The 15,036-nt window shown below is 53.2% G+C and carries 8 protein-coding genes; 4 read left to right on the top strand and 4 right to left on the bottom strand.

The annotated features are described in order from the left end of the window. Positions 1-5 precede the first annotated feature (5 nt). Positions 6-842, top strand: coding sequence for an arginase family protein (locus VFA_RS13210; RefSeq protein ID WP_004727344.1), 837 nt, complete (start codon positions 6-8; stop codon positions 840-842). Between the two features lie 80 nt (positions 843-922). Here the strand turns inward: VFA_RS13210 and fdhF are convergent, their stop codons facing one another. Beyond that, a complete protein-coding gene (fdhF, locus tag VFA_RS13205) occupies positions 923-5,053 on the bottom strand; it encodes a formate dehydrogenase subunit alpha (protein ID WP_004727343.1) in 4,131 nt (1,376 codons plus the stop codon). Positions 5,054-5,361: 308 nt separating this feature from the next. On the opposite strand from fdhF, the gene VFA_RS13195 reads away from it, so the two are divergent. Both VFA_RS13195 and VFA_RS13190 read left to right on the top strand, forming a co-directional pair. Continuing rightward, entirely contained in the window at positions 5,362-7,239 is a 1,878-nt protein-coding gene (locus VFA_RS13195; protein ID WP_004727342.1) for a PhoX family protein, read from the top strand. A 173-nt stretch (positions 7,240-7,412) separates the two neighbouring features. Further along, positions 7,413-8,165 (top strand): phosphatase PAP2 family protein, encoded by a 753-nt coding sequence (locus tag VFA_RS13190; RefSeq protein WP_004727341.1) that lies wholly within the window; start codon positions 7,413-7,415, stop codon positions 8,163-8,165. 65 nt (positions 8,166-8,230) lie between these two features. On the opposite strand, the gene VFA_RS13185 is transcribed toward VFA_RS13190, so the two are convergent. The 3 genes from VFA_RS13185 to glgX form a co-directional block, all read right to left on the bottom strand. After that, positions 8,231-8,935, bottom strand: coding sequence for a DUF445 domain-containing protein (locus tag VFA_RS13185; protein WP_004727340.1), 705 nt, complete (start codon positions 8,933-8,935; stop codon positions 8,231-8,233). Between the two features lie 97 nt (positions 8,936-9,032). Beyond that, positions 9,033-10,880 (bottom strand): ABC transporter ATP-binding protein, encoded by a 1,848-nt coding sequence (locus tag VFA_RS13180; protein ID WP_004727339.1) that lies wholly within the window; start codon positions 10,878-10,880, stop codon positions 9,033-9,035. 338 nt (positions 10,881-11,218) lie between these two features. Beyond that, complete coding sequence (gene glgX / locus VFA_RS13175; protein ID WP_038151754.1) at positions 11,219-13,213, bottom strand: glycogen debranching protein GlgX; 1,995 nt, start codon at positions 13,211-13,213, stop codon at positions 11,219-11,221. 440 nt (positions 13,214-13,653) lie between these two features. On the opposite strand from glgX, the gene VFA_RS13170 reads away from it, so the two are divergent. Further along, positions 13,654-14,961, top strand: coding sequence for a carbohydrate porin (locus VFA_RS13170; RefSeq protein ID WP_004727337.1), 1,308 nt, complete (start codon positions 13,654-13,656; stop codon positions 14,959-14,961). Positions 14,962-15,036: the final 75 nt, after the last annotated feature.

Here is a 15,036-nt window from a genome sequence, read left to right as displayed (position 1 = left end):
TCATCATGTTAAGTTTATTCAAACGCTACCGTCTGAGCCGCACTGCGGTTCCTCACATCTCCGCGTTTACCTTTATGACCGTGTGTGAGCGTGTGAAACCCATGTCACGCGTAGAGTTTGAATTTGCTCAACAAAGCCTAGAATTTGCCTCTGACTGGTTGTATCAACAACAGTCCAATCCGAATTACGCTGATGCGGGCCATCTGGTACTGAACGATGCATCCGATGCACGCTATCAGCATGTTTTGAGCCGTCATTTGGCGCTCAGCTCTGTCCCCGTCGTGCTGGCGAACTGCCACGAGCTGCTGCTCAACGCATTGCCAGTGCTGGCGCTGGATAATGAAGAAATTGGCATCATTCACGTGGGTCATGACTTTGAGCTGAAACAAACCTTAGATCCACAAGTGGGTTCCGTTTACCATTTCGCCTTGTCGCGTTTTTCTAATGCGCGTTTGTTCTGCTTAGGGATCGATGCAGAGCGAGTGCCGAGCCAAACTTGGGAATACGCGGAAGATTTAGGGTGTGACTGGTTGACCGAGGAAGAGTGCAGTTTCCGAAATCGTAATCAGCTCAAAAGCCAATTGAGCCATTACATTGAACACTGTGATCAACTGGTACTCTCTGTGGATCTAGCCTCATTAGTGCCGGGCAATGGCCTGGACGAACATAAGATTCTCGATAACCAATTGGTTCTGCGCGCCATTCGCCAAGCGGTGATGTCTGGCAAAGTGAAAATGATTCAACTTGTCGGCGCCAAAGACAAACTGATCTACTCCAAACAGACCAAAGAAATTGTCGACGAGTTGTGTAGCCTGTCTGCCGAAGTCGCTCACGCTTACTAAGTGTTGAGTGCATCAAGAAGCCACCCATTGAGGTGGCTTTTTTCTTGCGCGTGTACCGCTGACTCAGCGGCGGCGTTTGGTTACGCCTCATACGGGACGAGATGCGTCACCGGAACAATTTTTTCCAGTCGCACCGCCGAGACTTTGAACTCCGGAATTTTGGCCGTCGGGTCACGCGCTTCGGAGGTTAAGCGGTTGGCGGGGGACTCGGCAAAGTGGAACGGCACAAACACCACGCCCGCTTGCATGCGTTTGGTCACAAACGCTGGCGCCTCAATCTCACCACGTCGAGAGCACAAACGAACGCGTTCGCTGTTGTGAATCCCGAGCCGCTCTGCATCTTGCACGCTGATCATGATGCGCGGTCCGGCGCGCTGATCCAGCCCTTTGGTTTTGCGTGTCATGGTGCCGGTGTGAAATTGTTCCAGCAGCCGGCCGGTGGTGAGGATGAGCGGGTACGCGTCATCGGGCAATTCTGCGGCGTATTCAAACGGCACTGCGACCATCTCGCCCCGGCCACGTTTAAAGCTGGTTTGATGCAGAATCCGCGTGCCATTCGGCGCGTGCTCGTTACAAGGCCATTGTAGGCTTTCATGACCAAGACGCTGCCAATCCATCCCGGCGTATTGCGGCGTGACTGAGCAGATCTCCTGTTGGATCTGCTCAACATGTTGATAATACCAGTTGCCGCCGAGCGCATTGGCAATCTCGGTGATGATGCGCCAATCTTCACGTGCTGCGCCTGGCGGCTTAATCGCGGGTGAGAGTGCCTGCACGCGCCGTTCCGTGTTGGTGAAGTGGCCCTGTTTTTCAGCAAACGAGCAAGATGGCAACACCACGTCGGCTAACTGTGCGGTTTCCGACAAAAAGATGTCTTGTACCACCAGAAAATCGAGCGTGTTGAGCGCGTCGATGACGTGCGCTTGATGCGGATCGCTCAGCACCGGGTTTTCGCCCATCACATACAAACCGCGCAGCTGCTGGGTGGCCGCAGCATCAATCATCTCGGTCAGGGTTAACCCGGGCGTGATGGGCAGGTGATCGCACTGCCAAGCTTGCGCAAATTTGGCCTGCACCAACGGGTTCGTGACTTTTTGATAGCCGGGGTAGTCGCCGGGCAGCGCCCCCATATCACACGCTCCTTGCACATTGGATTGGCCACGCAGCGGATTGATGCCGCCACCCTCCACGCCGATGTTGCCACACAGCAGTTGCAGGTTGGCAATGGAACGCACGTTGTCGTGTCCGGTGGTGTGCTGGGTGATGCCCATGGCGTAATACACCGCTGTGACGCGCGCGGTGCCGATCATCTCGGCGATTCGAATCACATCGGCGGCTTGGACGCCGGTCACCAGTTCGACTTTCTCGGGCAGGTAGCGATCCGACATGACTTCCATGAGCAGCTCCTCAAAGCCATCCACCCGTTGGCGAATATAGGCGTCATCGTACCAAGCATGCGTGATGATTTGCTGCATGATGCCGTTGAGCAGCATCACGTCGGTGCCCGGGCGCTGCGCGACGTACACCGTAGCGTGATCGGCCATCTCGATGCGTTTCGGGTCGGCCACAATCAATCGCGCGCCTTTGCGAATGGCTTGCTTGAGGTGCGAGGCGATGATCGGGTGTGCGGCGGTGGTGTCAGAGCCGATGATCAAAATGACATCCGAATGCGCAATGCTGGCGATGTCGTTGGTCATGGCGCCACTGCCAAGGGAGGCTTCTAGCCCCGTGACGGTGGAGGCGTGACACAGCCGCGCGCAGTGATCCACGTTGTTGGTGCCCAATTCGCGGCGCATCAATTTTTGGAACAGGTAGTTGTCCTGATTGGTGGTTTTGGCGGACGAGAAGCCGCCCAGCGCATCGCTGCCATGCGTCTGTTGAATGTGACGAAAGCGCTCGGCGATCAGGGCAATGGCTTCGTCCCAACTGGCGGGTTGCAATTCACCGTGCCGCCGGATTAACGGCTGAGTGAGGCGCTGCGGACTGTGAATGAAGTCAAACCCAAAGCGGCCTTTGACGCACAACATGCCTTGGTTGACGGGAGAGCGCGTATCGCCTTGCACGTAACGCACGCGGTTCGCTTGCTCGTCGACATACATCACCACGTTGCAGCCTACGCCGCAGTAGGTGCAGACCGTGGTCACCGGTTTGAGCACTTCAACTCGTGCGTGGGATTTGTCGCGTTTATCGACCAGCGCGCCCGTCGGACACACCTGCACACACGCTCCGCATTGCACGCAGTTGGAATCGCCCATCAAGGTGCCATCGTGAAACATCGGCCGATTTTGTGAGTGCGAAAAATGCAGCGCGCCGTGCACGGTCTCTTCCTGACATGTCTGGACGCATGCGCCACAACTGATGCAGCGATTGGCATCAAAGACGATGAATTCGCTGCTCTTATCCACGGCAAAGCGTTGTTTTTCGCCGCAATCGAGGTGGGCAGCATCGACCTGATACGCAGAGGCGTAGGTCCGTAAATCGCACTGGGTGTTGGCTTGGCAGCCACACTCTAAGCAGCGTGCCGCTTCCATGCGCACCGCCAAATCGCCGGGGTCAAGCTCCACTTCCGAGAAGTTTTTGCGTCGATGTAAAGGGGGCAAATGAGGAAAATCAATGCGGCGCCGTTTGGCTTCTAAGCGGTATTCACTGCGTTTAACCCGGCTGAGGCTTTCGGCTTTGCGGCTAGTGAAGGGGGCTGAAGTATGAGCAGGCGTGCCCAAAATCAGCCGCTCCGTGATGGCTTCGGCCGCACGTTTGCCATCTGCGATGGCTTCAATGGCGGTGGCAGGGCCGCGGCGAAAATCACCGATCGCGTAGACGTTGTCAAAGTGGTGCAGTGTGTCGCTGTCAACGTCGGCGGTGTGTTTGCGCGTCAGCGGCACGTGGTCCCATTTCGCCCCAAACAGGCTCAAATCCGGCGTTTGCGACAGCGCAGAAATCACCGTATCAAATGCTTGTTGGTGATATTCCCCCGTTGGCACGGGCTGGCGACGGCCAGAGGCGTCCGGTTCACCCTGCGCCATGGTTTCGAGTTTGATGGCACGCACTCGGCCGTGTGCGTCGGCTAAGTTTTCGACCGGACGAGTGAGAAAACAGAACTGCACCCCTTCGTGCGCCGCGGCTTCAATTTCGTATTCTTCTGCTGGCATTTCATCGACGGTGCGGCGATAAATCAGCGTGACTTGCGCGCCCAAACGCAGCGCCGTGCGCGCGCAGTCGATGGCGGTATTGCCGCCGCCGATCACCGCGACCTGTTTCCCAGTGATGAGTGTGCGCTCGGTTGCGGCGTCTTTGAGGTAATCGACGCCTAGATAGCAACCAGCAAGGTCACTGCCCGGATAGTGAGCGCTAACTGCTAAACTCGCACCGATGGCGATACACACCGCGTCATTTGTTTGCTGAAGCTGCTCAAGAGTGAAATCGCGGCCGACTTTCTGATGACATCGAATCTGAATGCCCGTCTGACAAAGCAGGTCGATTTCCTGATCCAGTATCTGTTTGGGCAGGCGGTATTCCGGAATGCCATATTGCAGCCAACCGCCAGGTTTGGGCATGGTTTCATAAATTGTGACGGCAAAACCGGCAAGGCGCAGATAGTAACCACACGCTAACCCGCCCGGCCCGGCCCCGACGATCGCAACCTGTTTGCCATTGCCGAGCGGCACGATGGGCTGAAAAGGCTGACTTTGGCTGTCCATATCTGCCGCATGGCGTTTGAGCTGACGAATGGCGACAGGCTCGTCGACTAAGGTGCGGCGACATTCGGATTCACAAAACGCCGGGCACACACGGCCAATCGAGGCGGGCAGCGGCAGGTGGCGTTTGATCACGTCGACCGCTTTGTGATAATCGCCCTCGGCGATGTGATGCAGGTAAGATTGAATGTCCACGTGCGCCGGACAGGCGATTTGGCACGGCGCTTCGCAATCGGCGTTGTGGTCGGAGAGCAGCCGTTTCAGCGCTGCTTGGCGCCGCTGATAGAGCGTATCGTTGTGGGTCTCGATCACCTGATTCGGCTGTACTGGGTGCTCACAGGCGCGTACGACACCGAGCTGATCAACGTCAACCACGCACAAATCGCAGTGCTGTTTTTCGGCTTGATGGCTGGTGGCACACAAATGAGGAATGTCGATGTCGATCGACTGCAGGAATTGAAACAGAGTTTGCCCACGGTGATAGGGGTAGGCGATGCCATTCACGACCACTTGCATAGATACCTCTCTGGCACCGACTCGGTGCAACTCGACTGGCCTTTGTCATGCGAATGGCAAGGTTGAAGCATACCGCTGCGTGTGTTTACCTTCGCAAAGTCTGCATAAAAATTGTGGTTATTATTGAAGTATAGTGAATGGGGTGGGGCCTGCCCACGACTCAGCTCCCAAATCCGAGACGCAATTGTCATCGTTCAGCAACACAATCTTCACCGATCAGTCATTTAACAACGCTAAGCTCCTGAACCATCATCAATTTGCATTGATGCAACACACAATAATTATGACGAAAGTAAAGGAGCAAGCTCATGTGGAACCGTGATGAGAAAGATTCACAGTTTAGCGAAATGATTGAAGCGCGTTTATCACGCCGCCGTTTCCTCGCGGGCAGCGCGGCGGTGAGTGCGGGCGCATTTCTGACTTTAAACCCTGTTGCGAAAGCCGTTGCTGCAAAACCGCAATCCTCTTTGCTGAACTTTGAACCGGTTCCTGCGTCCACGGCAGACATGGTGGTGGTCCCTAAAGGCTATAAAGCCACTCCCTTGATGTCATGGGGTGACCCGATTTTCGCTGATGCACCTGCATTTGACCAAAGCGGTAAACAAGATTCACGTGCGCAAGCGCGTCAGTTTGGTGACAACACCGACGGCATGAGCTTCTTCCCTATCAGTGACGATCGCGCAGTACTGGCGATCAACAACGAATACACCAACTACGAATATCTGTTCGACCACAAAGGCGCGGCGATGACGGCGGACGACGTGCGCAAAGCGCAGGCGGCAGTCGGTGTGACGGTGGTTGAAATTGTGCGCAAGAATGGCAAGTGGATGATTGACCGTGAAGGTCAGCGTAACCGCCGTATTACGGCCAATACGCCGATGGCAATCACGGGTCCTGCGGCAGGCAGCGAATGGCTGAAAACGAAGGCCGATCCTAAAGGGACACTGGCACTGGGCACATTTAACAACTGTTCAAACGGTCAGACGCCTTGGGGCACGTATCTGACGTGTGAAGAGAACTTCGATGACTTCTTCGGGGCCAATGAAGAGGGCACGGTGAACGCTGACCAGAAACGCTATGGCATCGCCGCCAAACCGAGTGATTACCATTGGCATCAGCACGACGAGCGTTTTGATGTCACCAAGAACCCGAATGAGCCGAACCGCTTTGGTTGGATCGTTGAAATCGACCCGCACAACCCGGATTCAACGCCGATGAAACGCACCGCGTTAGGCCGTTTCAAACATGAAAACGCAGCCTTCACGCTCAACAGCGACGGCTACGCGGTCGTGTATTTGGGGGATGACGAGCGCGGTGAGCACCTGTACCGTTTTGTGTCGAAAAACCGTTACCAGAAAGGCAACGATGCGGCCAACCGCAAGCTACTTGATGAGGGCACGCTGTCGGTTGCGAAATTCGACATGCAGGACAAAGAGCTGAAAGGCCAAGGACGCTGGATTGAACTGACGTTTGGCAAGAATGGCCTGACGCCGGAAAATGGGTTCAAAAACCAAGCGGAAGTGCTGATTTTTGCCCGCCGTGCAGCCACGCAAGTGGGCGCGACAACCATGGACCGTCCGGAATGGGTTGCAGTACACCCTGACAACCAACACGTGTTCTGCACCTTAACCAACAACAAATACCGTGGCGTGAAAGACGGCCAGCCGGTGGGCGGCCCTAACCCGCGTGCCAAGAACAACTACGGCCAAATTCTGCGCTGGATGCCAGTGCATGGCGACCACACCGCGGAGATGTTTGCCTGGGATTTGTACCTGATTGCCGGAAACCCTACGGTGCATCATGGCGACCTGTACGCGGGCAGCGACAACATCAATGCCAACAACATGTTCAACAGCCCGGATGGTTTGGGGTTTGATGACGCAGGGCGCCTATGGATTCTGACCGATGGCAATTACTCCAACAAAGGCGATTTTGCTGGTCAAGGTAACAACCAGATGCTGTGTGGCGACCCGATCACCGGTGAAGTGCAGCGCTTTTTGACGGGTCCTGTGGCGTGTGAAATCACTGGCCTAGCATTCTCGCCGGATCACAAGACCATGTTTGTGGGCGTGCAGCACCCGGGCGAAGAGGGCGCACCGTCGCACTTCCCAGACGGCGGCAGCACCAAACCGCGCTCTACGGTGATGATGATCACGCGCGATGATGGTGGCGTGATCGGCGCCTAATCGCAAACGAAACCGTCTGCATTGATTCATCCCGGAAAGTTCAAGCCACTTTCCGGGATGTTTTTTATTTGGCACATGTCGTAACCGGAATTTGCATTGAATTTGACAGATGGTTGATACATGGCCTCGCCCCCTGCATTACACTTGCCGGCTCTGTGGCGAGGTGAATGGACATGTTTTTGAAACAACGATTAGACGATCGGAAATCCGGTTTAGCACTGTTATTGCTGTTTGTATTGATTCTAGCGCCGATTTCGGCCGCGTGTATGAATCTGGATTTTCTGCAACCCACCAATGAAACGCTCGTGCGCGCAGTGGTGATGTTGACGCACTCGGCGGGCCCGGAAGGGTTTTTGCTCACGCTGATCCTCTTGATGCTCTGGACGGGTTGGCGCGTGCGCGCCACGAAAGCCGAGTGGCTCAATAAGGCGATACAACTGGGCATTCTGCTGGTGCTGGCGGTGGGAATGAAAAGTGGCCTGAAGAAAATGACGGAGAGTCCGCGGCCGTATACGGAAGCGATGACACAGGCATTGATTTTGCCGTCACCGGAACATTTCTACAAGCTGGATAGATCGCAACAACTCGCGGTGATGGATGAGATGGCCGATCAGGTGTCTCCGGCACGCATCGAGAGCTGGAAGAAGGAAACGGACTATTCGTTCCCATCGGGTCATACCGTGTTTGCCACGCTCTGCTTGGCGTTTTTTGGCGGTATTTTGTTAGAACAGCAGCGTCGCGCGAGTGCGGTGGTGTTGCTGATGTGGAGCGCCAGTATCGGTTTCTCACGATTGTGGCTGGGGATGCATCGTCCGGCTGATTTGCTGGGGGCGGCGATTCTGGTGGGCGTGCTCTATTTTGTGGTGCCAAGGCGCTATCCGTTGGCGGAAAAACTGCTCGGGCGAGTGTTGCCACAAGCCAGATGAAAAAATGGGCCGTTGAGGCCCATTTTTTATGCGGAAAAAGCGAGAACAGACTCCGTCAGGGCGGATTAAGCAATGAACGCCGAGGCGATGCCAATCAGGCCGCCGAAGACGCCGCCCCACACCACTAGCCAGCCCAAATGCTCTTTGATCATCTTCTGCACCATCTCTTTGACCAGTTTGGGCGTCAGTTCACTCAGGCGTTGATCGATGATGTTTTCGATATTGGCCTGAATCTCGCCCATCATCGCGGGTGATTCTAACTGCGCTTTCAGCGCGGATTTGACACTATCGCTTTGGCTCATCTCAACCATGGCTTCTTGCATCTTCTCGACAAAGGGTTGCTTGAGTGGTTGCAGGGCTTCGCTACCCCCAAACATGGCCAACATGCCGCCAAACGACGAGTTGCTGATCACCTCAACCAAAGAATCAAATGTGGGGTTGAAATCCACTTTGGCAATCACCGGCTCCAAGTTGAGTGTTTTGTCGCCCACCATCTCTTGGTTTAAGAAACGATCGATATTCGATTCAGTGAAAAACTGCTCCATCATCAGGGTTTTGATGGCGGCTTTGAACGCTTCAAAACGCGCAGGGATAACGCCCGAGCCATACAGCCCCGGGACTTTCTCAAACAGCATGTGGATCGCGAGCCAGTTGGTGATCGCGCCCGAGAAGGCAAACAGACCCGCGTAAAACGCAAAGGTGTTGTCTAGTGAATAACCGGCGCCGAGCAGAGCCAAGGCAATCACATTGGTGATAAGACTTTTGTTCATAGCAAAAACGTTGAGGTTGATTAAAAGAAAAGTGAGCGGAATTTTAAGAGAAATTGCACGCAGGGAAAAGAGCCGGAGCGAGGCTCCGGCATTTTGTTTAGGCGACGTTGATGTCGTCGTCGCAGCCAATAAACCCACCGGTCTGATGCGCCCACAAATGGGCGTAGATGCCATTTTGGTCGATCAGCTGTTGGTGCGTGCCTTGTTCGACGATTTGGCCTTTGTCGAGCACGATCAAACGGTCCATGGCGGCGATGGTCGACAAACGGTGCGCAATCGCAATCACGGTTTTGCCTTGCATCAGCTCATTCAGGCTCTCTTGAATTGCCGCTTCGACTTCAGAGTCGAGCGCTGAGGTCGCTTCATCCAGCACCAGCAGCGGCGCATCTTTGAGCAGCACGCGCGAAATCGCGATGCGTTGGCGTTGGCCGCCAGACAGTTTCACGCCGCGTTCCCCCACTTGCGCATCGTACCCGACGTTGCCGTAAGGGTCGGTCAGCGTTTCGATAAACTCGTGCGCGTGTGCTTGCTTGGTCGCGCGCAACACGTCGTCTTCCGACGCATTGGGGTTGCTGTACAAAATGTTGTCGCGAATTGAGCGGTGCAGCAGCGAAGTATCTTGTGTCACCATGCCGATTTCACTGCGCAGTGAATCTTGAGTCACTTGTGAGATGTCTTGGCCATCAATGCGAATGGTGCCGCTTTCCACGTCATGAAAACGCAGCAGCAGATTGACCAGCGTCGATTTACCCGCACCGGAACGGCCAACCAGCCCCACTTTTTCGCCGGGGTGGATGGTCAAATTCAGGTGGTTGATGACCCCTTTGTTTTCACCGTAGTGGAAACTGACGTCCTCAAATTCAATCGCGCCAGTGGTCACTTGCAGCGCTTTGGCGTTAGGTTGGTCTTGAATGGTGATCGGCTTGGAGAGCATGTTCATGCCATCGACCACGGTGCCCATGTTTTCAAACAGGCCGCCGACTTCCCACATGATCCATTTCGACATGCCGTTGATACGCAGCGCTAAACTGATGGCAATCGCAATCGCACCAATGGTGATCGCACTGGTCATCCACAAATAAATCGACATCGCCGCAATGGTGAATACCAAGAGGTAGTTCGCCACTTCGACCCAGATGTTAAACCCAGTCACTAAGCGCATTTGGCGGTACACGGTATCGAGAAAGCTTTCCATGCCTTCTTCGGCGTAGTCGGTTTCTCGGCGACTGTGCGAGAATAGTTTCACGGTCGCAATATTGGTGTAACTGTCGACAATGCGGCCCGTCATTAACGAGCGCGCATCGGCTTGTTCTGCCGACACTTGTTTGAGCTTCGGCACAAAGCGCACTTGAATCGCAATATAGGCCGCGAGCCACAGCAGCATGGGCATCATCAAACGCCAATCCGCTTGCGCCAGCATCACCACCATGGCGGTGAAATAGACCGCGACATAAACGAAGACATCCAGGGTTTTCATCACCGTTTCGCGCACAGACAGCGCAGTTTGCATCACTTTGGTGGCGATGCGTCCGGCAAATTCATCCTGATAGAACGACAAACTTTGTCGCAGCAGGTAGCGGTGTGCCAACCAGCGAATCGACATCGGATAGTTGCCAAGCATGGTTTGGTGGATCAGTAACGAGTAGATCGACACCAGTACCGGCATCCCCACCAACAGCAGCAATGACAGCCCAATCAACGTGTTCCGGTTCTCTTCGAGAAACGTGTCCGGGTTGCTGGTGGAGAGCCAGTCGACCAGTTGGCCCATAAAACCAAACAACGACACTTCGATGATGGCAATGGTGGTGCTGAGCAGCGCCATGATCAACAGCGGCTTCTCGTACCCTTTGGTGTAGTGACGGCAGAATGCCCACAGCGTGTTGGGTGGGCGCTGGGGTTCATCTTGGGGGAAAGCCTTGGTAAAGCTTTCAAACTTCTTATACATGCAGCATCCTTTATGGTGTCCCGTTCTTTGTACGTGTGATGGTGTTGATTCGTGCCATGGCTTTGCTGCGCCAAGGCGGTTGTCTTGACCGAAAGCCACCGCAGGGGGCGATGAGCCCGGGCACGAACGCGCGTTGTTGGGGTTGATGTGAGGTGAACGGGTAAATGGCGAAAGCAATGCGGCCACTTAAATATGCAACTGATTGTTTCGCGAGCTGTGGCTAGTATAACCTGAACTGATGAAAATATGCGCATTGGAATTGAGATTCGATGACAACACGGTAAACCGTGTGGCTACGGCAGCATAAAAAAACACCGCGGATGCGGTGTTTTGTCTGATTACGCGGTTCCTTTGGCCGGGCGGGCGCGGCATTTTTTCTTCGGCTGATAATGCAAAATGGTCATCGAGACTGGCAATTGCAGCACTTCGCCTTCGGCATGATCCGGTTGCATGTTGCGCATGTTGGTATCACAGATCACGTGCCAATCCTGCGCTCGATCATTGGGCAAGGTAAAACGCGCGGGCGCGTTGGTTTGGTTGATCAGATACAACAGCTCTTGGCCATCTTCACCAATCCCAATGTGCAGCGCCACGGAACACAAGCGGTTCCAATCGTCATGCTCCATCAAGCTGCCGTCGACACGGCGCCAGAAAATGCGGTTGAAGTTCCGCTCTTCGCCACTGAAGGCGCGAATAAACGGCACCATGTACGTTTGACGTGCCGCGACCATCTCTGCCAGCCAGGTTTTGAAGTCGGATTTACGCTCTGATGTGCTCCAATCCAGCCAACTGATGTCGTTGTCCTGACAGTAGGCGTTGTTATTGCCTTGCTGCGTGTGTGAGAGCACATCGGCGGTGAGAATGTGCGGAATACCGAACGCAAACAACAAACTGGCCATGAAGTTGCGCTTTTGGCGTTCGCGAATGGTGCGCACCACCATGTTGTCGGTTTCCCCTTCCACACCGTAGTTGTCGGAGCGGTTGTCACCGTGACCGTCGCGATTTTGCTCACCATTGGCTTCGTTGTGTTTGTGCTTGTACGACACCAAATCTTGCAGCGTGAAACCGTCGTGGTAGGTGATGTAGTTGACCGTCAGTTTGTACGGCCAGTTCGCTGCGCTGTAGAGATCGCGTGAGCCCATTAAGCGTGTGGCAAACTCTTTTAAATAGCCTTGATCACCGCGCCAGAAGCTGCGTGTGATGTCGCGCAATTTGTCGTTGGTTTCGTTCCAACCAAACGGGAAGTTGCCCACTTGATACCCGTTCGGGCCAATGTCCCAAGGTTCGGCAATCAGCTTCACCTGACGCAGCACCGGGTCTTGTGCCACGGCTTTAAAGAACGCCGCGTCTTGGCTGAAATCGTCACCGATTCGGCCCAATGTTGCCGCCAAATCAAAACGGAAACCATCGATGTGATATTCACTCACCCAGTAACGCAAGGTGTCCATCACCAAGTTTAACGACGCTTGGTAAGACAAATCGAGCGTGTTCCCACAGCCGGTAAAATTGGCGAAATGGGATCCATGTTGCAGGTAATAGTGTGGATCGAGCGCTTTCAGGTTGAAAATTGGCCCATCTTCCCCGCCTTCGGCGGTGTGGTTGTAGACCACATCCAGAATCACTTCGATGCCCTGTTTGTGCAGCTCACGAATGGTGGTTTTGAGTTCCGTGACCGCATCGTGTTGCGCATAACGTGGATCGGGGGCCATGAACACATACGGGTTGTAACCCCAATAGTTCACCTTGCCCATTTCCAGCAGATGCGGTTCGTGCATACAGGCCGCGATTGGCAGCAATTGCAGCGTGTTGATGTGCTGCTCACGATAAAACGCCAACATCGATTCGCTCACCAAGCCAAGGTAAGTGCCTTGCAGTGCGTCGTCGACATCCGGGTTTTTCTTCGTGACACCTTTTACGTGGGTTTCAAACAGCACCATCTCTTCCCGTGGACGCAGGGGTTTTGGCGTGTCTTGCCAATCAAATTCAGGGTCGATCACCACGCATTTTGCGAGGTCAAAACTACTGGCCGCATCAAACGGAACGTCATAAGTCAGGCTTTGATCCAATGCTTTCGCATACGGATCGGACAGGTACAGCAGTTCATCTTGGTGATGAATGATAAATCCGTATTTTTGCCCAGCTTTCACGCCTTCAATGTAGGTGTGCTGAATACCGGCATATTCCCCGTCGAGCGGGTGAGTTTCATAACTGCCATCGGCATGAAACAGCGCCAAAAGCAGGTCCTTATTTGCTGGTGCATACACAGCAAAATTGCATCCATTTGGATCAAGTGTTGCACCTAAAGGGTACGGGCGAGAGCAGGTTGTTTTCATCGTAAGCAGTCGTTTTTGTTATTGAGTCAGCAGTAACCACCGTTTTAAGTAAAAGGCTTTGCCCGACTTAGGTCAAGAGCCCTGTCACAAAATTTTTCATGTAATTTTCTTTCATTTTTATGACGTTATTGCGTTGAAATAGTGATCAATTATGCATTTTGTATTCCATATGCTCGGAAGTGAACAAGCGCCTCCCCCTCGAATCCGTGATCGAGGCTTTAAAAACACCATACGGTAAAATATCTACGCCTTTCTCATCCCCCCCCAATATTTTAGGGGTGGAGGAAGTCAGCATTGCCCAATTTCAGTAGTCTTAACAGTGTTGAAACAACTGGGGATTCGTCCCATCTTACCTCTCTTTTTGACAGTATCTTATTTCTGCCTTTTAGGATGAAACAGAGAGAGAGGGCGAGATTAATACACCCTAAATGGAGTTTATAATGAGAAAAGTAAGTGTAATTGCTGCCGCAGTGGTTGCGTCTTTGGCTGCTGGCTCCAGCTTTGCTGAAGACAAAGTAAATCAAGGTTGGCAAATTAATGGATACGGCCATTTACTGTATAACGCAGGTCAATCTTTAGCCCTAAATGAATCGTATGAACATCGTCGCGATTACCGTGCGGCTGGTGCTTCATTTTCTGGTAACCCAAACCAAGTTGAATTTACGGTCACTCGTGGTGATAACTACGACAATGGCGCTTGGTCTAAATACGTTCTGAAGACTGAATACGGCAACAACGAAGGTAGCGGCCGTGGTTTCTATACTTCATCTTCAGGTAGTGAAGGTTTTGGTGAATCAGGTCAACTTGAGTTTAAAGAAGCTTACGTTGAACTGGGCGATCTTTCTTACTTCCCAGAAGGCTTGAGCATTTGGGCTGGTAAACGTTACCTAAACCGTCAAGCTGGTATCATTACTAAAGAATTCTGGAAACAATCTTCTGGTGTTGGTGGCGGTATTCAGTACAAAGATATGGGTATTGCTGTTGTCTCAGCAGATGCTGGTGATAGCTACAACTCAAAACTGGGCAATGTTGACGCCAATGGCAGCAGTACTACATTGACCTCGGTTGACCTGTACTACTACGGTGTGGAAGCGCTGAGCGGCCGCTTTGACTTTGACGCGAAAATCATGTCGCGTAAAAACGTAGACGAAGATAGCACGGCGAAAGATGGCTACGGTCTGGCTGTAACTTATTCTCGTGACTACTACGGTCTGGATGGTTGGACAACCACAGCACTGACTTACGGTTCAGGTATTGCGTCAACTAAAGGTGTGAACTTTGGTCAATGGAACGGCGGTTGGGATAAAGACGATGAGTCTATTTTCTTGACCTCTTACGGTGTTCTGAACGTGACCGATAACCTACAAATTGGTACCGAGTTGGTGTACTGGAAACTGTACAACGACACGAAAGACCAAGTTTGGGGTTCTGAGGATGGCGTAGATCGTTTCTTCTTTGGTGCGACACCATCGTACAAATTCAACGAGAACTTCCGTCTAGAAACCACGCTGACTTACGCAGTAGAAAGCTTGGGTAACGGTTCGGATTGGGGTCGTGAAAAAGCAGACACCAGTTTCTACACCGCGACGATTGCACCAGTATTCACTGTGAACGCGGATTACTTTGGTCGTCCACAAATCAAACCTTACGTTACTTACATGAAATCAAGTGAAGATAACTACGGTTGGAGCAACGATGCAAAAGGCGACGAAACTCGCTTTGGTGTTGAAGCCGAGATTTGGTTCTAAGTTGTTAGTCTAATTTACTGTTACTATTTGAAGGCAGTCATCAGACTGCCTTTTGTTTTGATATAGGATTCGATC

The sequence above is a fragment of the Vibrio furnissii CIP 102972 genome (assembly GCF_000176175.1).
Taxonomy (GTDB): domain Bacteria; phylum Pseudomonadota; class Gammaproteobacteria; order Enterobacterales; family Vibrionaceae; genus Vibrio; species Vibrio furnissii.
The sequence above is the reverse complement of the archived record's forward strand: the minus strand, read 5'-3'. Positions and strand labels throughout refer to the sequence as shown.